The sequence below is a fragment of the Nesterenkonia sp. AY15 genome, from assembly GCF_022565855.1.
Taxonomy (GTDB): Bacteria; Actinomycetota; Actinomycetes; order Actinomycetales; family Micrococcaceae; genus Nesterenkonia.
This window is the reverse complement of sequence record NZ_JAJOYV010000001.1, coordinates 191048-212578: the sequence shown is the minus strand read 5'-3', so window position 1 is coordinate 212578 and position 21531 is coordinate 191048. Positions and strand designations below refer to the sequence as shown.

The 21531-nt window shown below is 69.0% G+C and carries 22 protein-coding genes; 7 read left to right on the top strand and 15 right to left on the bottom strand.

From position 1 onward, the window contains the following. Window positions 1–47: 47 nt before the first annotated feature. From LSI54_RS00975 to LSI54_RS00965, 3 genes are all read left to right on the top strand, one after another. On the top strand, window positions 48–1331 hold the full coding sequence (locus tag LSI54_RS00975) for an aspartate kinase (RefSeq protein WP_241470218.1): 1284 nt from the start codon (window positions 48–50) through the stop codon (window positions 1329–1331). A gap of 8 nt (window positions 1332–1339) precedes the next feature. Then, window positions 1340–1906: a GNAT family N-acetyltransferase gene (locus tag LSI54_RS00970; RefSeq protein WP_241477552.1), complete on the top strand. Its 567-nt coding sequence runs from the start codon at window positions 1340–1342 to the stop codon at window positions 1904–1906. Window positions 1907–2056: 150 nt separating this feature from the next. Beyond that, window positions 2057–2920: a 3-methyladenine DNA glycosylase gene (locus LSI54_RS00965; protein ID WP_241475743.1), complete on the top strand. Its 864-nt coding sequence runs from the start codon at window positions 2057–2059 to the stop codon at window positions 2918–2920. 80 nt (window positions 2921–3000) lie between these two features. On the opposite strand, the gene LSI54_RS00960 is transcribed toward LSI54_RS00965, so the two are convergent. The 3 genes from LSI54_RS00960 to LSI54_RS00950 form a co-directional block, all read right to left on the bottom strand. Then, a complete protein-coding gene (locus LSI54_RS00960) occupies window positions 3001–3657 on the bottom strand; it encodes an NADPH-dependent F420 reductase (RefSeq protein WP_241463742.1) in 657 nt (218 codons plus the stop codon). 142 nt (window positions 3658–3799) lie between these two features. Next, on the bottom strand, window positions 3800–4549 hold the full coding sequence (locus tag LSI54_RS00955; protein ID WP_241477551.1) for an SDR family oxidoreductase: 750 nt from the start codon (window positions 4547–4549) through the stop codon (window positions 3800–3802). A gap of 74 nt (window positions 4550–4623) precedes the next feature. Further along, window positions 4624–5121: a YchJ family protein gene (locus LSI54_RS00950; protein ID WP_241477550.1), complete on the bottom strand. Its 498-nt coding sequence runs from the start codon at window positions 5119–5121 to the stop codon at window positions 4624–4626. A gap of 188 nt (window positions 5122–5309) precedes the next feature. On the opposite strand from LSI54_RS00950, the gene purS reads away from it, so the two are divergent. Genes purS through purL form a run of 3 tightly spaced genes read left to right on the top strand, consistent with a single transcriptional unit; the run spans window position 5310 to window position 8718 of the window. Continuing rightward, window positions 5310–5570 (top strand): phosphoribosylformylglycinamidine synthase subunit PurS, encoded by a 261-nt coding sequence (gene purS / locus LSI54_RS00945; RefSeq protein ID WP_241477549.1) that lies wholly within the window; start codon window positions 5310–5312, stop codon window positions 5568–5570. Next, window positions 5567–6346 carry a phosphoribosylformylglycinamidine synthase subunit PurQ gene (gene purQ / locus LSI54_RS00940; RefSeq protein WP_241470223.1) on the top strand — a complete coding sequence of 260 codons (780 nt, stop codon included), beginning with the start codon at window positions 5567–5569 and terminating at the stop codon, window positions 6344–6346. The genes purS and purQ overlap by 4 nt, the downstream gene beginning before the upstream one ends. An 11-nt stretch (window positions 6347–6357) precedes the next feature. Then, window positions 6358–8718 carry a phosphoribosylformylglycinamidine synthase subunit PurL gene (gene purL / locus LSI54_RS00935; protein WP_241477548.1) on the top strand — a complete coding sequence of 787 codons (2361 nt, stop codon included), beginning with the start codon at window positions 6358–6360 and terminating at the stop codon, window positions 8716–8718. 83 nt (window positions 8719–8801) lie between these two features. Here purL and LSI54_RS00930 read toward each other — a convergent pair whose 3' ends face one another. The 4 genes from LSI54_RS00930 to LSI54_RS00915 all read right to left on the bottom strand — a co-directional run bounded on the left by LSI54_RS00930 (window position 8802) and on the right by LSI54_RS00915 (window position 12333). Further along, a complete protein-coding gene (locus tag LSI54_RS00930; protein WP_241470225.1) occupies window positions 8802–9755 on the bottom strand; it encodes an L-lactate dehydrogenase in 954 nt (317 codons plus the stop codon). Between the two features lie 272 nt (window positions 9756–10027). After that, window positions 10028–10807, bottom strand: coding sequence for an amino acid ABC transporter ATP-binding protein (locus tag LSI54_RS00925; RefSeq protein ID WP_274617463.1), 780 nt, complete (start codon window positions 10805–10807; stop codon window positions 10028–10030). Further along, complete coding sequence (locus tag LSI54_RS00920) at window positions 10794–11459, bottom strand: amino acid ABC transporter permease (RefSeq protein ID WP_241464419.1); 666 nt, start codon at window positions 11457–11459, stop codon at window positions 10794–10796. The genes LSI54_RS00925 and LSI54_RS00920 overlap by 14 nt, the downstream gene beginning before the upstream one ends. A gap of 46 nt (window positions 11460–11505) precedes the next feature. Beyond that, window positions 11506–12333: an amino acid ABC transporter substrate-binding protein gene (locus LSI54_RS00915; protein ID WP_241470226.1), complete on the bottom strand. Its 828-nt coding sequence runs from the start codon at window positions 12331–12333 to the stop codon at window positions 11506–11508. Window positions 12334–12478: 145 nt separating this feature from the next. On the opposite strand from LSI54_RS00915, the gene LSI54_RS00910 reads away from it, so the two are divergent. Beyond that, entirely contained in the window at window positions 12479–12949 is a 471-nt protein-coding gene (locus tag LSI54_RS00910) for a pyrimidine dimer DNA glycosylase/endonuclease V (protein ID WP_241470227.1), read from the top strand. A gap of 40 nt (window positions 12950–12989) precedes the next feature. On the opposite strand, the gene LSI54_RS00905 is transcribed toward LSI54_RS00910, so the two are convergent. The 8 genes from LSI54_RS00905 to LSI54_RS00870 form a co-directional block, all read right to left on the bottom strand. Further along, window positions 12990–13829: a MetQ/NlpA family ABC transporter substrate-binding protein gene (locus LSI54_RS00905; RefSeq protein ID WP_241477547.1), complete on the bottom strand. Its 840-nt coding sequence runs from the start codon at window positions 13827–13829 to the stop codon at window positions 12990–12992. A 143-nt stretch (window positions 13830–13972) separates the two neighbouring features. Next, window positions 13973–14650 carry a methionine ABC transporter permease gene (locus tag LSI54_RS00900; RefSeq protein ID WP_241470229.1) on the bottom strand — a complete coding sequence of 226 codons (678 nt, stop codon included), beginning with the start codon at window positions 14648–14650 and terminating at the stop codon, window positions 13973–13975. Beyond that, window positions 14647–15456, bottom strand: a complete 810-nt coding sequence (locus LSI54_RS00895; RefSeq protein ID WP_241470230.1) for a methionine ABC transporter ATP-binding protein — start codon at window positions 15454–15456, stop codon at window positions 14647–14649. Before LSI54_RS00895 ends, LSI54_RS00900 begins: the two co-directional genes overlap by 4 nt. A gap of 26 nt (window positions 15457–15482) precedes the next feature. Then, on the bottom strand, window positions 15483–15959 hold the full coding sequence (locus LSI54_RS00890) for a flavodoxin domain-containing protein (protein WP_241470231.1): 477 nt from the start codon (window positions 15957–15959) through the stop codon (window positions 15483–15485). A gap of 94 nt (window positions 15960–16053) precedes the next feature. Continuing rightward, window positions 16054–18069 (bottom strand): NHL domain-containing thioredoxin family protein, encoded by a 2016-nt coding sequence (locus LSI54_RS00885; RefSeq protein ID WP_241477546.1) that lies wholly within the window; start codon window positions 18067–18069, stop codon window positions 16054–16056. Between the two features lie 27 nt (window positions 18070–18096). Then, entirely contained in the window at window positions 18097–19014 is a 918-nt protein-coding gene (locus tag LSI54_RS00880) for a hypothetical protein (protein WP_241477545.1), read from the bottom strand. Then, window positions 19011–21152 carry a cytochrome c oxidase assembly protein gene (locus LSI54_RS00875; RefSeq protein ID WP_241475751.1) on the bottom strand — a complete coding sequence of 714 codons (2142 nt, stop codon included), beginning with the start codon at window positions 21150–21152 and terminating at the stop codon, window positions 19011–19013. Before LSI54_RS00875 ends, LSI54_RS00880 begins: the two co-directional genes overlap by 4 nt. Beyond that, window positions 21149–21406: a hypothetical protein gene (locus tag LSI54_RS00870; RefSeq protein WP_241463725.1), complete on the bottom strand. Its 258-nt coding sequence runs from the start codon at window positions 21404–21406 to the stop codon at window positions 21149–21151. Before LSI54_RS00870 ends, LSI54_RS00875 begins: the two co-directional genes overlap by 4 nt. Window positions 21407–21531: the final 125 nt, after the last annotated feature.

Sequence of the window (21531 nt, the reverse complement as noted above, 5' to 3'; positions counted from 1 at the left end):
GAATTGACCTACCTTCCCAAACATCCCCAGGAGTGAGACAACCTGTCATGAGCCTGATCGTTCAGAAGTACGGCGGATCATCCGTTGCAGACGCCGAAAGCATCAAACGAGTGGCGAAGCGGATCGTCGAGACCAAGCGCGCCGGGCACCAGGTCGTGGTGGTCGTGTCCGCGATGGGTGACACCACCGATGACCTGCTCGACCTCGCAGGCCAGCTCACCTCGTCACCGCCGTCCCGCGAGATGGACATCCTGCTCTCCTCCGGTGAGCGCATGTCCATGGCGCTGCTGGCGATGGCGATCCACGAGCTGGGCGAGTCCGCCCAGTCCTTCACCGGCTCCCAGGCCGGCATGATCACCGACGCCATCCACGGCAAGGCCCGCATCATCGAGGTCTCCCCGCTGCGCGTGCAGGAATCCCTCGACGCCGGCCACGTCGGCATCGTCGCAGGGTTCCAGGGGATGAGCCGGGAGTCCCGAGACATCACCACGATGGGACGCGGCGGCTCCGACACCACCGCCGTCGCCCTGGCGGCCGCGCTGAAGGCCGACGCCTGCGAGATCTACACCGACGTCGACGGGGTCTTCACCGCAGATCCGCGCGTGGTCAAGACCGCCCGGAAGATCGATGAGATCTCCAGCGACGAGATGCTGGAGATGGCGGCCGCCGGCACCAAGGTGCTGCATCTGCGCTCGGTGGAGTACGCCCGCCGGTTCGGCGTGAAGCTCCACGTCCGCTCCTCGTTCAGCCAGCTCGAAGGCACCTGGGTCATCCCCGACCCCAAAGACACCGTCAAGATTCAGGAAGGCGAACCCTTGGAACAGCCGATCATCTCCGGCGTCTCTCACGACGCATCCGAAGGAAAACTCACCATCACCGGCGTCCCGGACGTCCCGGGCAAGGCGGCGGAGATCTTCAACCTCATCGCCGAGGGCGCGATCAACATCGACATGATCGTCCAGGACGTCTCCATGGCGACCAAGACCACCAACATCTCCTTCACCCTCCCCGGTGAGGACGGCGAGCGCGCCCAGGAGATGCTCAACGCGCACAAGGCCATCATCGGCTTCGAGTCCCTGGACTTCGTGCCCCAGGTCGGCAAGGTCTCGCTGATCGGCGGCGGGATGCGCAACCACCCCGGCGTCTCGGCCCGGTTCTTCACCGCCCTGCGCGACGCCGGGATCAACATCGGCCTGATCTCCACCTCCGAGATCCGCGTCTCGGTGATCACCGACGTCGAGCTGCTGGACCGTGCGGTGGCGGCGATCCACACCGCCTTCGGCCTGGACTCCGACGAAGAGGCGACGGTCTACGCCGGCACCGGCCGCTGAGCCCGACCATGGGCACCGTGGTGCGCCCCGCCGTCGGGCGCTTCGATGACTTCGGTGAGGTCGTCGGGGTGAGGAAGCCCGGCGGTCTGGGGTGCTGGTGCATGTCCTACCGGGACTCCCGGATCTCGGGTCCGGACCGGCCGGCCTTCATGGAGGAGCTCTGCCGCACCGAGCCCGGCCCGGGAGTCATCGCGTTCGTGGATGACACCCCGGCCGGATGGTGCTCGGTGGCGCCGCGCAGCACCTACCGGCGGCTGATGAACTCGCGGACGATCCCGTTCCTCGACGACCGAGACCCCTGGTCGGTGGTCTGCTTCGTGGTCCGCGCCGGATTCCGACGGCGCGGGCTGATGCATAATCTCCTCGACGGTGCCGTGGGGCACGCCGCCGCTCACGGGGCTGCAGTTCTCGAGGGGTATCCGATGGAGCTCGAAGAGGGCACGCGGGTCGATGTGATCAGCGGCTATGTCGGCACCACGGAGCTCTTCCAGGCCCACGGGTTCGAGGTCGCCGGGCCCACCACCGCACACAGCGGACACCGGCCGCGCTGGATCATGCGCCGAGAGCTGGGCTGAGCGGGGTCTGCCCCCGATATCGGCGCCACCAGCACACAGGCGGCAGGTGTACCCTTTACGGGTTCCCTGCCGCCTGCGCACTTGGTACGAGTGATATACCCGATGGTAACCGAAACACCAGCTCCGCTCGGGGCAACACACGGTCTGACCGTGATTCCTGAACAGGAGCACCGCCAGCGAGCTGCCGCCCACCAGGCCGTGGTCAACCGCCTCACCGAGGACTTCCTGGCACGCCGTCATGCCGGCACCAAGCACCCGGTGGAGGACTTCCTCTTCACCTACTACTCCCACTCCCCCGGCAAGCTCTCCCGCTGGCACCCGGGTGCGGGATTCGCGCTCGAGGACTCGCCGGAGACTGAGCGGACCGAATGGAAGCACTACCGCAGCACTCCCGCCGGGGTGACCCTCGACGTCGAGGGCTTCCGCACAGATCGGGCCTCCATGATCGGTTTCGCGCGGCGCCTGTTGAGCACGACGGCGGCCGCGCCGGCCCAGCTGGGATGCTTCGGGCTGCACGAGTGGGCCATGGTGTATAGGTCGGTGGAACATGGCCAGCGCCACGACCAGGTCCCGCTGCGGCTCGGCGCCGCCGGCACCGACGAGGTGGTGGAGGCCGCGAACATCCGGTGCACCCATTTCGACGCCTACCGCTTCTACACGCCCTCGGCGCGGCCGCTCAATGCGCTCGAGCCGACCCGGGAATCGCAGACCCGGATGGAGCAGCCGGGCTGCCTGCACGCCAATATGGACCTCTATAAATGGGCCTATAAGCTCATTCCCGCGGTCAGCAGCGACCTGCTCCTCGAGTGCTTCGATCTGGCCTCACGGATCCGCCGGCTGGATATGCGCGCCTCCCCCTACGACTTGAGCGACTGGGGCTACGAGCCGGTGCCGATCGAGACTCCCGCGGGGCGATCGGCCTACGCCCGGGCGCAGAAGGGCTTCGCGGAGGAGTCCCAGGTGCTGCGTGGGAAGCTGCTCGCGGTGCTGGAGGAGATTGAGCCGCCTGGCTGACCCTGTGGATCCGGTCTGACCTGTTCCGGTCTGATCAGGCGGATGCAATAACGCCTGATCAGACCGCTGAGCAGCCTGCCTCAGGCGTTGGCGAGCACCCGGCTGCATTCGCTGAGCAGCTCCTGCATCCGCGCGGCGTCGTGGCGGCCGTTGAAGATCTCGGTGCCGTTCTCGAAGGCCCTGCCGGCCGCGAGCGGTCCCGCGTCCACGGCGTCGTAGCCGAGGGAGTCCACGAAGTCCTGGACCAGGGCCTTGGCTGCGGTGTCATCGGCGGCGACGGCGAGCGCCCGGCGCTGCGGGTCCCCGGCCGGGTAGGAATCGATCTCCAGATCGCCGTAGCCGATGTGGTTCAGCGTCTTGACGACCCGCGCACCGCCGAGGAACTCCGCGACGACCTCGCTGGTGCTGGTGCCGTTCTCGAACTCGTCCATGAAGCCGTCCACCGGCGCCCAGTAGTTCATGGTGTCGATCACCACCTGGTCTCGCAGCACCGAGGTGTCGATGCTGCGGTACTTGTGCAGCGGCACGGCCAGCACGATGATGTCGGCGCCGCTCAGCTGCTCGCGGTCCACGGCGGCGGCGCCGGGGACGATCACCTCGGTGAGCAGCGCGATGTCTGCAGCGGGCTTGGCGGTCGCGATCTTCACGGCATGACCGGCCCGCACGGCCTGACGGGCGACGGCGGTGCCGACCCGGCCAGCACCGAGCACTCCGATGGTCAGTGGCGTCTGCGTCATGGTGATCCCGTCCCTCGGCCAGCGGTGGACCGATTCTTCAAAAACTGTAAGATTTCGCCTGGCATAACGTGAGCGGCTGCGGTTTTGTTCCACCCGCCGGGTGACTGGCTCCCCACCGCTGAGCCCCCGGCGGCAGGACGGCTCACCTCTGCGAGAGCCACTGCTCGGCCGTCGTGGTGGTGATGACCGTGGGTGAGGGCGGGATCAGCGCCCCGCTGCCCAGCGCGGTCCCTCCCAGCGGGATCCGCACCACCCGGCGGGCCACATGATCCTGCTCGTTGATCGCCCTGGCCAGCTCCGCCATGTCGACCTGCTCTGGACCGCAGACCTCGGTGACCTCGGCAGGCTGCTGGGTCAGGGCCTGCTCCACCAGCTGTTCCGCGGCCTCTGCGACCGCGATCGGACGCGAGAGCAGGCCGGGGACGAACGCCGTGCCCGCCAGCCGCGTCTGTCTCAGGAGCTGTTCGGCCAGTTCGAACCACTGGGTCGTGCCCACGATGCTCAGCGGAAGCCCGCTTCCGCGGTAGACCCTCTCCTGGGCTGCCTTGCCGCGGTAATACCCGAGCCAGCGGTTGACGCGAGGGTCGCCCGCATTGACGATCGAGAGGCAGACGACGCGGGCCCGCGTCCCCTCCAGGGCGGCCACCACGTTCCGCGCAGCGGGCTCGAAGAACCCTGCCGCGGCCCGCGCCGTGAAGCTCTGGTGATTCAGACAGTCCACGACGACCTCAGCCCCCACCAGCGCGCGCCGCAGCGCTGCAAGATCGCCGATGTCTACACCGAGATGCCGGCTGACGCCCACGGTCTCCACCCCACGGCTCGGCAGACGCCGCATCACCAGCGATCCGGCCAGCCCTGAGGCTCCCAGCACTGCCACTCGTGTCGCTGCCATGCCACGGTCCTCTGCCCGCTGGATCTCTTGACGTTCGCCCACTGTAGACGCTCCCGCGGATGCACGTCAGGGGTTCAGCTCACGTCACCGTCGACGTAGAGCCACTGGCCGGACTCGCGGCGGAACCGGCTCAGCTCGCGCAGCCTCCCCCCGGCGCCCTGATGATCGTGGTCCAGGTAGGTGGCCACGAACTCCACCGTCCCGGTGTCGTGGAACGGGCCGCCCGCCGTCGTGCCCAGGATGCTCAACCGGGTCCAGTCCGGGCCTGGCGCGGTGAGGTCGCTCAGCGCGGGCCGGGTCTCGGCGGCCCAGGTGCGGTGCAGATAGCCGCCGAAGCGTCCTGGATCGCGGTGAAGCAGCGCGTTCGCGCTGAAGCGGGACCGCATCAATGCTTCCGCCGTCGGAGCCGGTGCGCCCAGGTGGAAGCGCTCGCAGCAGGCGGTGTAGGCGTCGCCGGATCCGCAGGGACAGCGCGGGTCGCCATGCCGCTGCTCGGTGTCCGACGGGCCGGCGCCGGGCTGGTCGGTGTCCGGCTGCTCGGCGCCGGGCTGGGCGGATGCGTTCTCGGTCATCGCTCCAGCATCTCATCAGGCTCACCCGTCATCCCTGGCGCGGGCACCCGGTAGACTGATCCGGCAAGCTCGCGGAGCGTGCCGCCGTCGTCCCCAGCCGTGCTGATCTGGACCCGCGCGGTGCGTGAGACGGCACCTCGTAGCGGTCCCGCGGGCTCATCCACTCGCACCATCGCACAGGAGACCCTATGCCGCGCATCATCGTCGAGGTCATGCCCAAGCCAGAGATTCTCGATCCCCAGGGCAAGGTCATCGCCTCCGCGCTGCCGCACCTGGGATTCACCGACTTCTCCGGCGTACGCCAGGGCAAGCGCTTCGAGCTCACCTTCGAGGGTGTTGTCACCGAGCAGGTCTTGGAGAGCGCCCGAACCGCCGCGGCAGAGATGCTCTCGAACCCCGTGATCGAAGACGTCATCAGCGTGCGCGTCGATGATGAGGGCGCTGCATGAGCACGGAGACTCCTCTGATCGGGGACTTCCATGCGGCCCCCGCCGCGAACCCGCTGAGCGGGGCGCGCATCGGCGTCGTCACCTTCCCCGGCACCCTCGATGACCGCGACGCCGCGCGCGCCGTCCGCCTCGGCGGCGGCACCGCCGTCCCGCTCTGGCACGCCGATGAGTCGCTGCAGAATGTGGACGCCATCGTGCTCCCCGGCGGCTTCTCCTACGGGGACTACCTGCGCGCCGGCGCCATCGCCCGCTTCGCCCCGATGATGAACAAGATCATCGAGGCAGCCACCGCCAGCTCAGGCTCCCGACTCCCGGTGCTGGGCATCTGCAACGGATTCCAGATGCTCACCGAATCCCACCTGCTGCCGGGTTCGATGGTGAAGAACGATCACCTGAAGTTCCTCTGCCGTGACCAGGTGCTGCGTGTGGAGAACACCTCCACCCCGTGGACCTCACAGTTCACCCCCGAGGAGCTCATCGCGATCCCGCTGAAGAACCAGGACGGCCAGTACCTCGCCGACCCGGCCACCCTGGAGGCGCTCGAGGCCGAGGGCCGCGTGGTCTTCCGCTACGTGGGCGAGAACCCCAACGGTTCACGCAACCGCATCGCCGGCGTGACCAACGAGACTCACAACGTGGTGGGCCTGATGCCGCACCCCGAGCACGCCGTGGAAGCCGGCTACGGTCCCGATGACGCCACCGGGATGCGCAGCGGCACCGACGGACTGACCATCTTCACCTCCGTGATCGCATCTCTTGCCGGAGGTGCCCAGTGAGCGAGCCGACTGTGACAGACAAAGAATTCAACATCGACACCGTGGAGCACGCCTCCACCACCCCCGACACCGACCTGCCCTGGGCCGAGCTCGGCCTGAAGTCCGACGAGTATGACCGGATCGTCGAGATCCTGGGGCGGCGGCCGACGGCGGCCGAGCTGGCCATGTACTCGGTGATGTGGTCCGAGCACTGCTCGTACAAGTCCTCCAAGGTCCACCTGCGCCAGTTCGGCGAAAAGGTCACCGAGGAGATGAAGAAGGACCTGATGGTCGGCATCGGCGAGAACGCCGGCGTCACCGACCTCGGCGACGGCTGGGCCGTCACCTTCAAGATCGAGTCGCACAACCACCCCAGCTTCGTGGAGCCCTACCAGGGCGCTGCCACCGGTGTGGGCGGAATCGTGCGCGACATCATCTCCATGGGCGCCCGCCCGGTGGCGGTGATGGATCCGCTGCGCTTCGGCGACATCGATCACCCTGACACCTTGCGGGTGCTGCCCGGCGTGGTCTCCGGCATCGGCGGCTACGGCAACTCCCTGGGCCTGCCCAACATCGGCGGCGAAGTCGTCTTCGACTCCGTCTACCAGGACAACCCGCTGGTCAACGCGCTGGCCGTGGGCGTGATGCGCCATGAGGACCTCCGCCTGGCCAACGCCTCGGGCGTGGGCAACAGGGTGGTCCTCTTCGGTGCCCGCACCGGCGGCGACGGGATCGGCGGAGCCTCGGTGCTGGCCTCGGAGTCCTTCGACGACTCCAAGCCCTCCAAGCGTCCCGCGGTGCAGGTCGGTGACCCCTTCGCCGAGAAGGTGCTCATCGAGTGCTGCCTCGAGCTCTTCCACGCCGAACTGGTCGAGGGCATCCAGGACCTCGGTGCCGCCGGCATCTCCTGCGCCACCTCCGAGCTCGCCTCCAACGGCGAGGGCGGCATGCACGTGGAGCTCACCGACGTGCTGCTGCGCGATCCCTCGCTGACCCCGGGAGAGATCCTGATGTCAGAGTCCCAGGAACGCATGATGGCAGTGGTCACCCCGGCCAACGCAGCCGAGTTCGAGCGCGTCATGGCCAAGTGGGAGGTCGAATACTCCTGGCTGGGCGAGGTCACCGACACCGGCCGGCTGATCATCGAATGGGACGGCGAGACCATCGTCGACGTCGACCCGCGCACCGTCGCCCATGACGGCCCGGTCTACGAGCGGCCCTACCACCGACCGGACTGGCAGGACGCCCTGCAGGCCGACACCTTCCGCTCATCAGCCGCAGGCGAGAACCTGCCGCAGACCGCGCAGGAGCTCGGCGGCGCCGTCGTGGACCTGATGACCAGCCCGAACATGGCGGACGTCTCCTGGATCACCGATCAGTACGACCGCTTCGTCGGCGGCAACACCGCGCTCTCCCAGCCCGATGACTCCGGTGTGATCCGGGTGGACGAGGAGACCGGGCTCGGCGTCGCCCTCTCCACGGACGCCAACGCGCGCTACACCTATCTGGACCCCTACACCGGGGCGCAGCTGGCGCTGGCCGAGTCCTACCGCAACGTGGCCACCACCGGGGCCATCCCGATGGCGGTCTCGGACTGCCTGAACTTCGGCTCCCCGGAGGACCCGGAGGTCATGTGGCAGTTCGCCGAGGCCGTGCGCGGCCTCGCCGACGGCTGCCAGGAGCTCGGCGTGCCGGTCACCGGGGGAAACGTCTCGCTGTATAACCAGACCGCCGGCCGGGCCATCCACCCCACCCCGGTGGTGGGCGTGCTGGGCAAGTTCGACGACGTCAGCCGGCGCACCCCCTCGGGCTTCGAGCGCTGGGCCGACGGCCAGGCGATCTACCTGCTCGGGACCACCCACGATGAGCTCGACGGCTCCGAGTTCGCCCGCGGACGCGACCACCTGGGCGGGCTGCCGCCGAAGGTGGACCTTGGCGCGGAGAAGATGCTCGGCGAGATCCTGATCAACGCTTCCCGCGACGGCATGATCGACGCCGCCCACGACCTCTCCGAGGGCGGGCTCGCCGCCGGACTGGCCGAGATGGGCCTGCGCTTCGGCGTGGGCGCCCGGGTGGCCGTGGACGGGATCTGCGAGCGCGACGGCGTGGACCCGTTCACCGCGCTCTTCAGCGAGTCCCAGGCCCGCGCCCTGGTCGCGCTGCCCCGGTCGGAGGAGCTGCGCTTCACCGATATGACCACGGCGCGGGGCTTCGCGGCGCTGCGCATCGGCGTGGTGGATGCGAGCTCCGGGGACCTCGAGGTCGCCGGACCCTATGCGGGCGACAGCTTCACGCTGGGCCTGGAGGAGCTGCGCGAGGCATGGAGCGCGGTCATCCCCTCGCGCTTCGCCACCCTGGGTGAGGCCACCGAAGCGGTCCGCCAGGAGAAGTAGAGCACGGCCGCTGGAGCAGACCAGCGCCGGCCGAGACGAAGAGACCACCCTGGCGGATGCCAGGGTGGTCTCTTCGTCTCGGGTCAGATCCCCAGCGAGGCCTGCACCTGGGCCAGCGCCTGCGCGGAGTCACGCAGCGCCTGGGCCTCGTTCGCCGCGAAGGGGGTGGTCGTCACCGGCTGCACACCGCTGGCGGAGACCACGGTCGGGATGGACAGCGCCACCCCGCTGATGTCGAGGAATCCGTCGAGGACGCTGCTGACCGGAAGGATCGCGTTCTCATCGTTGAGCACCGCCTCCACGATCCGTGCCGCGGAGAGCCCGATCGCGTAGTTCGTGGCGCCCTTGCCGGCGATCACCTTGTAGGCGGCGTTGCGCACCTCATCGGAGAGGGTCTCGAGCTCCTCGGTGTCGAAGACCCGCAGCCCGTCACGCTCCCAGTCCAGCAGCGGGGTCACCCCGATGCTGGCCGCGGACCAGAGCGGGAACTCGGTGTCGCCGTGCTCCCCCACGATGTGGGCGTGCACGCTGGACTGCGCGACACCGGCGCGCTGGGCCAGCTTCCAGCGCAGTCGCGCGGTGTCCAGCACGGTCCCGGAGGAGAACACCCGACTGCTGGGCAGCCCGGTGATCTGCTGGGCGGCCACGGTCAGCACGTCGCAGGGATTGGTGACCAGCAGATACACCGCATCCGGAGCGCGCTCCAGCAGCTTCGGGAGCATGCTGCGCAGGATGTCCACATTGGTGCCGGCCAGGTCGAGTCTGGTCTGTCCGGGGTGCTGTTTGGCCCCGGCCGTGATGACGACGACGTCGGCGCCCTCCACGTGCCTGAGGTCCGCGCCGCCGTCGATGTCCGTGGCGCCGGTGAACTGGCTGCCGTGGGCAAGGTCGAGGACCTCTGCTTCGACCCGGGCGGCGTCGATGTCATAGAGGCGCACATGCCGTGCGGAGCCGCGGATCATGGCCGCATAGGCGGTGGATGTGCCGACGCTTCCCGCTCCGACGATGGCCAGGGTGGAGTTCTCGATGACGCTCATGGGCTCAGCCTGTCACAGCAGCGGACGCTCGAACAGAGGCTGTTCCCGGGACCGCGGATTCAGCTGAGCGTCAGTGCCGGCAGAGACAGCACGGGTGTCCTGCGGGGTCGGCGTAGACGTTGAAGCGCTGCGCGCCGTTGGCCATCCGCAGCGCCTCGGCCCACAGCGCGACGACCTCGGTCAGCGCCCGGGCCTGATGACCGGTCAGGGGCGGCTCGGGGCAGGGGCGGCTCGGACCAGGCCAGGGCGGCCCAGCTCCGTTCCCGCGCGGCTCAGAACGGGTTGAGCAGCCGGTGCACGAACCGCCGGGTGCGCTCCTGCGTCGGCGCGCGCAGCACGTCCTCGGCGGGGCCCTGCTCGACGACGACTCCGCCGTCCATGAAGACGACCGTGTCGGCCACCTCGCGGGCGAAGGCGAGCTCGTGGGTCACCAGGACCATGGTCCAGCCCTCCTCGGCGAGCTCCTTGATCACGGTGAGCACGTCGCCCACAAGTTCGGGATCCAGCGCAGAGGTGGGCTCGTCGAAGAGCAGCAGCGCGGGCTGCTGGGCCAGTGCCCGGACGATGCCCACCCGCTGCTGCTGTCCACCGGAGAGCTGGTGCGGATAGTCATCGCGCTTCTCGGCGAGACCGACCCGGGCCAGCAGCCGCTCGGCCTCCGCGATGGCCTCGGCCTTGGGGCGCTTCTGGACCTGGATCGGGCCCTCGGTGACGTTCTGCAGCACGGTCCTGTGCGGGAAGAGGTTGTAGCCCTGGAAGACCATCGCCGAGCGGGTCCGCAGCGACTCCTTCTCTCGGCGGGTGGTCTTCGCGGTGAAGGTCACCGCCGGGCCGCCGGAGAATTCCACGGTGCCGGCGTCGGGCTTCTCCAGGCCGTTGAGGCAGCGCAGCACGGTGGTCTTGCCGGAGCCGGAGGGCCCGACGAGGGCGAGCACCTGACCGGGCTGCACCTGCAGGTCGATGGAGCGCAGCACCTCGTTCTCACCGAAGGACTTGTTCAGTCCGGAGACGCGGAGCAGCGGGTCCCTCTGTGCGGGGTCAGTGGGCGACATAGCGATCCAATCTGCGCTCCAGGCGGTCCTGCACGGTGGAGAGCACGAGGCAGAAGACCCAGTAGATCATTGCGGCCTCCACGTAGAGCAGCATGAACTCCTGGCTGAAGGCGGCCACCTGCTGGGCCTGCCGGAACATCTCGGTGACCAGGATCAGCGAGGCCAGTGAGGTGTCCTTGACCAGGGAGATGAAGGTGTTCGAGAGCGGCGGCACCGAGACCCGGGCCGCCTGCGGCAGGATCAGCCGGCGCAGCGCCTGGTTGCGGGACATCCCGATCGTGTACCCGGCCTCCCACTGACCCTTGGGCACCGAGAGGATCGCCGCGCGGATGACCTCGGCGGCGTATCCGCCGACGTTCATCGAGAACGCGATCACCGCGCTGGGCCAGGGGTCGATGGTGACCCCGATCGAGGGCAGGCCGAAGAAGATCACGAACAGCTGCACCAGCAGCGGGGTGCCGCGGATCACCGAGATGTAGGCCCTCGCGATCCCCGAAAGCAGCCGATTCCCACTGATCCGCATCAGCGCGAGCACCAGGGCGAGCGCGAGCCCGACGGTGAAGCTGGCAAGGGTCAGCGGGATGGTCCCGGTCAGGCCCCCGCGCAGCAGCGGCCAGAACGAGTCGATCGCCAATTCCCAGTTGATGTCCATCAGTTCCATCAGTTCCGAGCCGCCCACGGGCGCAGCGCGTCACCGATCATTCGGTGACGTCGGCGCCGAAGTACTTCTCGGAGATCTCGGTGAGCGTGCCGTCCTCGGCCAAGGCTGCCAGCGCCTCGTCCACTGCCTCGACCAGGGATTCGCTGCCCTGCCGGAAGGTCAGTGCCGCCTGCGACTGATCCTCGGTCTCGGCGGCGATCTTGATGTTCTCGTTGCCCTCGGTCTCCTGGTAGTCCAGGTAGGTGAGCTTGTCGTTGATGGTCGCGTCGACGCGTCCCTGCTCGAGCAGGGTCACCGACTGTGCCCAGCCCTCCACGGCCTCGACGTTCGCGCCGGATTCGGTGGCCAGGTCGTTCCAGTTGGAGGTCAGCGACTGCGCAGTCGTGGCGCCGTCGAGATCCTCGAAGCTGGAGATCTCCTCGTTCTCCGCCAGGGTGACGATCACGCCGTTGGACACGGTGTAGGGCGCGGAGAACAGGTAGCTCTCCTCGCGCTCCTCGGTGATCGAGACCTGGTTGGCGATCACGTCGAAGCGCTCGGACTCCAAGCCGGCGAACATCGCGTCCCACTGGGTCTCCTCGAAGTCCGCCTCCACGCCGAGCTCCTCGGCGACGGCGGTGACGATCTCGACGTCGTAGCCGGTCAGCTCTCCGGCGCCGCCCTCATGGAAGCTGAAAGGACGGTAGGTCCCCTCGGTGCCCACGGTGAGCACCCCGGTCTCCTGCACCTCTTCGAGGGTGAGTCCCGCGGCCGACTCCTCGGCCGGTGCACCGTCCTCCTGCGCCTCGTCGCCTCCGCCGCAGGAGGCCAGCGTCAGGGCCGCAGCGGCAGAGATGGCGAGGGTGGAGAGCAGGCGTGTGGTCATAGGTGGTGCCCCTAGGGTGAAGCGTCGGAGAGTGCCGGCGCGCAATGGTCCGGTCATGGACAGGCACAGAACGGTAGCATCCGCGATGCCCGGGTCAGCGTGCTCTGTTACGCCAGACGTCGCGCAACCCGGTTAGCCTGGAGGGATGCGTATCTGGAGCCTGGACCCCGGCTATCTGGACCGGCAGGGGCTCGTCGCCTGCTGGCGGGAGACGCTGCTCGCCCAGGCGGTGCTGCAGGGCCGGACGAAGGGGTACATGAGTCACCCGCAGCTGGTGCGCTTTCGCGCGCAGGCTGACCCGCTGATCGCGATCGGCGCGTATCTGCAGGGCGTGCTGAGCGAGGCGAGCGCGCGCGGCTACCGCTTCGACGCGACCAAGATCAGCAGCACCGGTGAGCAGGAGCTGATGCCGGTGACGACGGGCCAGCTGCTGCTGGAATGGGATCACCTGGGCGCGAAGCTGCGAACCCGTTCCCCGCAGAAGGCGCAGCAGAACCTGCAGGCGCTGCGTGCCCTGCGTGCCTCGACCGGGGAGACGGCCGTCCCCGCCGCGCACCCGATGATGCGGGTCATCCCGGGCGGGATCGAGCCCTGGGAGCGCGCGGAGCCGGGCTGAGCCCCGAGCCTGAGCCCGGGGCCCGCCCGGCGGATCAGCCTCAGAAGGCCGGCATCAGCGTCTCGTCGTGCTCCTCGATGAGGAACTCGCGGACCTCGTCGCTGGTCATGGCGCGCTCGAGGGCCTCGATCTTCTCGGAGTCGAGGTCTCCCTCGCGGGCCACCAGCGAGATCGCGAAGCGCTCGTCGATGTTCTCCTCCACCGCGATGGCGTCCTGAGGGGTCAGCCCGAGGCTGGCGATGTAGGTCGGGTAGTTGAAGACCGCGGCGATGCCGTCCTCCTCATAGGCCGAGGTCAGGTTCAACAGGTCCACCTGGACCCACTCGAGGTCCTTCGGGTTCTCCTCGATGTCGTCGAGCGTGCCTTCGAAGCCGACGCCCTCGGCCAGGGTGATCAGCCCCTGGTCGGCGAGGATCGCCAGCGCGCGGCCCTCGTTGGACTCATCGTTGGGCAGCGCGACCTGGGCGCCGTCGGGGATCTCCTCCATGGAGTCGTAGTCCCGGGAGTAGAAGCCCACGCGGGCGTTGTAGATCGGCTGGACGACGGCGAGCTCGGCGTCGTGCTCAGCGTTGTAGGCCTCCATATACGGCTGGTGCTGCGCGAAGTTCGCGTCGACCTCGCCGTCGGCGAGCAGCCGGTTGTACTGGACGTTGTCGCTGACCTCGACGAGCTCGATGGTGTAGCCATCCTCCTCGGCGACCTCGGCGGCGGCTTCGACCACGTCGGTCATCGGCGTGGTGTGCGAGGCGACCTGGATCAGCGTGTCATCACCTTCCGCGTCGCCCGGCTCCGAGGAGCAGGCCGCGGTGGCGAAGAGTGCAAGGACGACGGCGGCCCCGCTGAGTGCGCGGACGGGACGGTTCTGCAGTTGGGCAGTCAAGATGCTCCTCGTTCGGATGGGCGGACCCGTGCCGGGCCCGATGGTTTCAACGACGCCTGCGCGCCGGTTATGCCAGGCACGCCGGTGCGGCGGAGTCAGTGGTGCGGCGGAATCAATGGTGCGGCGGAATCAAGCGTGCGGCGTCAGCGTGACCGGTGGTCCAGCGCCATGGAGAGTCTGGTGCCGAAGGTCTGGATCAGCATCACCAGCACCACGATCACCGCGATGGTCACGTACATGATGTCGTACTCATACCGCTGGTAGCCGTAGCGGATGGCGAAGTCACCGACGCCGCCGCCGCCCACGACGCCCATGATCGTGGAGTAGGAGATCATCGAGATGGTGACCGTGGTCATCGAGAGCACGAGCCCGGAGCGTGCCTCCGGGTAGAGGAACCGGGTGACCAGCTGAAGCGTGTCGGCGCCGAGGGAGTCGGCGAGCTCCACGGTGTCGCGGGGGATGTCCACCAGGGTCTGCTCCACCCAGCGGGCGTAGAGCGCGACGGCGACGAAGGAGAGCGGGACCGCCGCGGCGGTGGTCCCGAAGGAGGTGCCCACCGCCCAGCGGGTGAACGGGATCAGCGCGACCACGAAGAGCAGGAACGGCACCGAGCGGACCACGTTGACGAAGCCGTTGAGCCCGGTGTAGACCCAGCCCCGCTCCTTGGGCCCGCCACGGCGGGCCAGATACATCCCGGTGCCCATGGGCAGCCCGACCAGCACCGCGGCGAGCAGCGACCAGCCCAGCATCGCGCCGGTCTCCACGATCGAGGTGATGATCTCGCCCCGGTATTCGCTCAGGCGTCGCGCCAGCTCGTTCACTCCTGCTCCCCCTGGAGGTATCGGCGGGCGCGCTCGGAATAGCTGTCGAACTTCTCGCGTGCCTGCAGGTGGGCGATCTCGGCGATGCCGGTCAGCCGGCCGGACTCCAGGATCGCGGCGCGGTCGCAGGCGCCGCGGATGACTTCGAGCTCATGGCTGACCAGCAGGATGGAGGTCCCCATCTCGGCGCGCACGCGCAGCAGGGTGGCCATGACCTCGTCGGTGTGCTGGCTGTCCAGCGAGGAGGTGGGCTCGTCGCAGAGCAGGATGTCGGGCTCGTTGACCAGCGCGCGCGCGATCGCCACCCGCTGCTTCTCTCCGCCGCTGAGCTGGGCGGGATGTTTCAGGGAGTGGGCTCCCATGTTCACGAAGTCGAGCATCTCGCGGGCCCGGTCCTCGGATCGGGAGACTTCGGAGCCGGATCTCGCTGATCCTGGTCCGCGCCTTCCGAGGCCGCCGCGGCGCCGGTGCAGGTTCAGCGGCAGCGCCACATTGGCCACGACGGTCTTGTTCGCGAGCAGGTTGAACTGCTGGAAGACCATGCCGATCCGGCGGCGCTGGGCGCGTCGCTCGCGTGGGCGCAGCGCGGCGAGGTTGACCCCGTTGACGGTGACGTCTCCCGAGCTGGGCATCTCCAGCGCGTTGACCATCCGCAGCAGGGTGGACTTGCCCGAGCCTGACTCGCCCACCACGCCGAAGATCTCGGACTCTCCGACGCTGAGGCTGACCTCGTGCAGCGCGTGGATCGTCTCGCCTCGGCGAACGGGTCGGGTGTAGCTCTTGGTGACCCGATCGAATTCGATCATCGGTGAAGCAGGATCAAGGGCTTGGATCAGCTCAGACCGTAGGCGATGAGTGAGCCGGCCCAGTCCTCGATCCCGGGCCAGTCGCGGAAGTCCGCGTTCTCGGGTGCCTTGACCACCTTGAGCTGAAGCTTCTCGAAGAAGCTGAGCTTCTCGGCGTCGATGGCGCCGCGGAAGTAGGTGGCCTCGCGGTGCGGGTAGCTGCGCAGCGTCTCGGCCAGCTCGGGCTTGAGGCTGGGTCCGCCGCCGGAGGCGAAGAGGAACAGCGGCTTGCCGCCGAGCTCGGTCCGGTGAGCGTCGAGGAACATCATCGCCGGGCCCCACAGCTTCTCCCGGTAGACGGGGATGCCCAGGACCACGTTGTCGGTCTCGAAGAGCCACCGGCCAGCCTCGGAGACGTCCTTGACGTGGGCAGAGACGCCCCGGTTCTTCAGCGTGGAGGCGATGTGCTCGCCGATCTCCGCGGTGGACCCGTGCTTGCTCGCGACAACGACCATCGTGGTCATAGTTCATCCGCCCTCTCGCAGAAACTTATGTTCTTGGCTGAGCCTATCAACGCAGGTCCCGCTGCGGGAGCGCCGGGATCACCGAGATGCGCGATCACCGGACTCCGCGCAGGTCCAGGGTCAGCTCGCTCTGCGCGCCGACTTCAAGCGTGACCGGGATGCCCCAGTCCTGCTGGTAGAGGTGGCAGGCGGCGTGCATCGGGATCTCTTCTCCGGGTGCGCCGTCGCAGGCGGCGGCCCGGGCGGTGATGTGCAGGACTCCCTCGCTGACCTCTGGGTTCAGCTGCAGCGTCCGGCGCAGCCCCTCGGAGTTCCCGGCGCCGGTGAGCAGCAGGTTCTCCGGGGATGAAGAGACCTTCAGCTGGGTCGGATCGCCCCAGCGGTCATCGAGCTTCTGACCCGTGGGGGCCGTGAAGCCGATGGCGAGGGAGAACTCTCCCGGTGCCACCGCGGTGGATGGGCGCTGGCTCTGTGTGGCGCCCTCGTCCACGGTGAGGTATTCCTTGGGCACCGCGATGCGGACCAGCTCGTGCGCGTTGGTCTCCACCACGAGCAGGCTCGTGCCATCGGCGTCGAGCAGCACGTCGGAGGGTTCCTTCAGCCCGCGCGCCACGGTCGAGACGCTGGCCGCCACGGTGGTGCCGTCGGCGGCGAGGTGCTCACCGCGGTAGCGGCGGATCGCACCGTTATAGGTGTCAGCCATCAGCACCGAGCCGTCCGGAAGCGCGGTCACCCCCAGCGGGTGCTGCAGCCTGGCCTGCCCGGGTGCTCCGTCGCGGAACCCGAAGTCGAAGAGGCCCTCGCCGATGAGCGTCTCCACCACCGGGGACGGCGCTTCCGTGCCGCCTGCTCCGGCCGCCGTGGCGTCCTCGGCGCTGGCGGCACCGGTGCGGATCACGCGCAGCGCGGAGGTCTCGGAGTCAGCGATCCAGATGTCGCCTGCGGCGTCCTCGGTGAGTCCCGAGGTCTGCGCGAACCAGGCGGTCTCGGCGGAGCCGTCGAGGAGACCTTCGAGGCCGGTGCCGGCGAAGATCGACAGCTCCCCGGTGGCGGGGTCGAAGGTGAAGATCTGGTGGGTGCCGGCCATGGCGATGACCACCAGGTCCAGGGTGTTGGACCAGAGCACGTCCCAGGGGGAGGACAGCGAGACGTTCAGCGGATCGGTGCCCAGGCTGCCGGACTCCACCGCGCCGGCCCGGGCGCGCTCGGCGTCGAGGAGGCGCTGTACGCCGTTGCCGGCCACGGTGGTGACCTCTCCGGTCTCGGCGTTGATGCCGCGGAGCCGGTGGTTGACCGTGTCGGCGACCACGATGTCGTAGCCGACCTGCTGCGCCAGCTCGGCCGGGAGCACGGTCAGGCCCTGGGGCTCGTTGAACCGGGCGGCTGCGGGGTCGCCGTCGTGGTGGCCCTTCTGAAGGTCCTCTCCCCCGCCCCAGGAACGGACCACGGTAGCCAAGTCCGCGTCGAGCTCCACGATCCGGTGGTGGCCGGTGTCAGAGACCATGAAGTGACCCTGTGCGGCGTCGGATCCGCCGAGCTCGCGGCCGACCGGGACGGCTTTGCCGGGGAAGCGCAGCGTGCGCGAGACCGGCTCGGGTGGGACATAGGGGCCGTCGCCGCGGTGCAGCGTGCCCTTGGCCTCATGCTCGGTGACGAGCTCCTCGACCAGCGAGGTCAGTCCGGCCACGTGGCCCTCGCCGGCGAGGTTCGCGGCGATGTAGCCCTGCGGGTCGATGACCACCAGGGTCGGCCAGGCGCGGGCCGAGTAGGCCTGCCAGGTCACCAGGTTCGGGTCGTCCAGGACCGGGTGGGCGATCTCGTAGCGCTCGACGGCGGCGGCGAGCGCGTCGGGGTCAGCCTCGTGCTCGAACTTCGGGGAGTGCACGCCGACGGTGACCAGGACGTCGCTGAAGCGCTGCTCCAGCGGGCGCAGCTCGTCGAGCACATGCAGGCAGTTGATGCAGCAGAAGGTCCAGAAGTCCAGGATGACGATCTTCCCGCGCAGGTCCTCCAGTGAGACGTCCTTGCCCCCGGTGTTCAGCCAGCCTCGTCCGAGAAGCTCGGATGCGCGCACCCGCTCGGTGCGGCGAATCGTCTCAGTCTCAGTCATGCGGGATCTCCCTTGAGTCGTGCCTGGCTATTCTGCGGTCTCCAGCGCGGCGGATGCTTCGGCGGCGATGGCCTCGGCGATGGAGGTGAACTCCGCCGAGCCTGCCGCCTCACCGCCGGTGAAGGAGACCATGATGATGTCATCGTCCACCTGCGTGAACAGGATCTGCGCGAAAGTTGTTCCTTCACCGCCGCTGCGCTCCCAGGAATAGGCCGCGGTGTTCTCCGCCTGCTCGGAGGAGACCCCGTCCTGGTCCTGCAGCGTCGGCTCCTCGATGCGCAGCTCGTAGTCGATCCCGTCCAGGGTGAACTCGGTGTCCCGGCAGGAGTCCAGCAGCGCCGCGACATTCTCCAGGTGCTCGGCGACACGCTCCTGGTCGGCCTCGCCGTCCAAGGTGGCCAGCTCGATGGAGCCGGCCCCGGAGAAGCTGTCTGCGAAGTAGTCGGCGCGCACGGTCTCCTCGCCGAGCAGCAGCGGTGAGAAGTCAACGGCGGCCAGCGGCTGCGCGCAGGCCTCAGGGCTCACCTGCGCCTCGGGGTCCTCCCCGGCCAGGGAGTTCTCCTCGAGCAGCTCGCGGTAGGAGCCGGCCACCTCGTCGGAGACGAACCCCATCTCGGTGAAGCCGAAGCTCGCCGCGCGTCCGGCGCCCTCCTGGGCGGCGGTGATCAGCCGGTCGGGGGCGCTCAGGCCTGCGGCACTCGCGCCGTCGCCCTGCGCCTCGCCGTCGCCCTGCGCCTCGCCGTCGCCCTGCGCCTCGCCGTCGCCCTGCGCCTCGCCGTCGCCGTCACCGTCACCGTCAGTCTCACCGTCGGCGGCAGCCTCATTCCCGTCGACCCCGGAGTGGTCGGCATCATCGGGGGCTTCGTCGGGAGCTGACCCGCAGGCGCTGAGCAGCAGCGCCGCGGCGAGGGCGGCTCCGAACACCGGAAGGGGCGCTGGCTTCATCGTGGTCCGTCCCGTTCGGCCATCTCGGCGAACATGTCGTTGTAGTCGTTGAGCTCCGCGTTCTGGGTGCGGTCGGCCTCGCGGTCCAGTCGCCTGGTCTCGCGCTTGTCCTCCCGGGACCAGATGACCCCGGCCACGAAGGACATCAGGATCGCCGGGATCTCGCCCAGCGCCCACATCAGTTCACCGCCGCTGCGCTGATCCTCCAGTGCGGTGAACCCCCAGTCGTAGCCCATGTTGCCGAACCAGGAAGCCTGGATCAGCTGGTCCGAGCTGGTCATCGCCACCGCCAGAAAGGCGTGGAAGACCATGGTGGCCAGCAGGATGATCAGACGCATCGGGTGCGCCGGCCGGGCGGGCAGCGGGTCCTGACCGATCAGCACCAGCGCGAAGATGTACCCGGTGGCCAGGAAGTGGAAGATCATCAGCTCGTGGCCCACATGGTATTCCAGCACCAGTCCGAAGATCGGGGTGTAGTAGAAGATCAGCAGCGAGCCGGCGAAGTTCACCGCCGCGACGATCGGGTTGGTGATGATCCGCGAGAAGCGCGAGTGCACGATCCAGAGGATCCACTCCCGCGGGCCGCGGGTCCCGTCGGTGCGCACCGGCAGCGCGCGCAGCGCCAGGGTCACCGGAGAGCCCATCACCAGGAAGATCGGGGCGACCATCGTCAGCGTCATGTGCTGGATCATGTGTCCGGAGAACAGCACCATCCCGTAGACCGCCGGCCCGCCGGAGGTGACCCAGAGCAGCACCAGCAGCCCGAAGAGCCAGCTGGCCGTGCGCAGCACCGACCAGGAGTCCCCGCGCCGGCGCATCCGCACCATCGCCAGCACGTACCAGGCGGCGAGGAAGACGACGATGGCGACCCACAGCCAGTCCGGGCGCCAGAGGGTCAGCCAGAGGCTGCCGGTGGGCTCGGGGGGCAGGTCGTAGCCGGTGAGCAGCCGGGCCGGGGTGGCGTCGGGGGGAAGCTCCTCGGGCACCGGAGGGGCGGTGCGTCCCAGGATCGTGCTGACCCCGATCACCGCGGCCATGATTGCGACCTCCACGAGGATCAGCTGGAAGAGCAGCCCCGCGGGACGCGCACCGCTGCCCAGCCGCGGGATGATCCAGGACCGGTGCATCCACCCGATGACCGCCAGGGCCAGGGTGGCCAGCAGCTTGGCGGAGAGCATCAGCCCATAGCTGGTGGAGGTGAGCTGCCCCAGCGACTCGATGCGCAGGCTCGCGTTGATGATCCCGGAGGCCGCCACCGTGAGCAGCGCCAGCCCGGCCAGGGTCGAGTAGCGCCGCAGCAGCGTCTCGGTCATCCCAGGTGCCGGTTTCGCGCTGGCTGGCGCGGCGCTGGTCGACGTCGCGGCCGAGCGCTCGCGCGTCTCCGCGGCCTCCCGGCTCAGGGCGGGGCCCAGCAGTGCCAGGACCACCAGCCCGCCGACCCAGATGACGACGCCGAGCAGATGCAGTCCCAGCGAGTTGACCGCCGCGTAGTGGTCATCACCGGAGGCGGAGTGCCCGACCAGCGCCATCGGGAGGATCGCGGTGAGTCCGAGCACCGCGATGAAGAACAGTCCTGCCGGGGCGCGCACGGCGGTGACCAGGGTGGCGAATACCGCGGCGATCAGCACCACTGCGGCCCAGGCCTGGCCGGTGGCGATGGACTGCACGTAGCCGAAGAATCCGGCGGCGAAGGAGTCCGAGGCGGAGAGCTCGAGCCCGGAGAGCGAGGAGAAGGTCAGCACCAGCACGGCCACCGCTGCCACGGTCCAGACCACCCCGGCCAGGCTGGCGATCTGCAGGGTCCGGGCGAACAGCGGATGCTCGGCGGCTGGGTCGTCGGTCGGCAGCTTCCTGCGTCGCCGCGGACCGGCCTGCGGCGGCACCGCCACGGCGGCAAGGATCACCGCGGCGATCGCGGTGGCCATGGCGAGGTGGTGGACGAACCGGGCGACCGGCAGTCCCCATCGGGTCAGCGCACCGGGGTCCGAGAGCTCGCTGGGGTCGTTGGTGCCGGTGAGCACGCCGGTGATGATCAGCGCCAGCAGCCCGGTGCAGAGCGCGGCGGCGGTCAGCGGCAGCGGTGCGGTCCAGAGCCGGGCCGGCGCCTGCCGGGCAGGCAAGGTCACAGAGCTGCTCACGCGTCGTCGTTCCTGGGCGGGTCCTGCCGGGGATCCCGCTGCGGGCCCTGCCGGGGGTTCTTCCGGGGGTCATCGCCGTCGACGTCCTCCTGGGACCGCTGCCGCCAGCGCGCGGACTCCTGCATCTTGCGTCGGGCCAGCACGATGACCAGGACCAGCACGAGCAGGCTGCCGATGCCGAAGACCAGCGGAGCCCAGTCGGGCAGGTCGGGGGCGGCAGGTGCTGCCGCGGTGAATGCGAGTGAGGCTGTCATGGCGGGGCTGCACCTTCCTTGGGTCTTTGGGGACTTCGGCGTCCAACGATTCTACGCCGTGTAGAAGAGTCGGTGTGGACGAGCCTGCGCAGACGACGTCGGCCCCTCGCCCGTTTCTCGGGGCG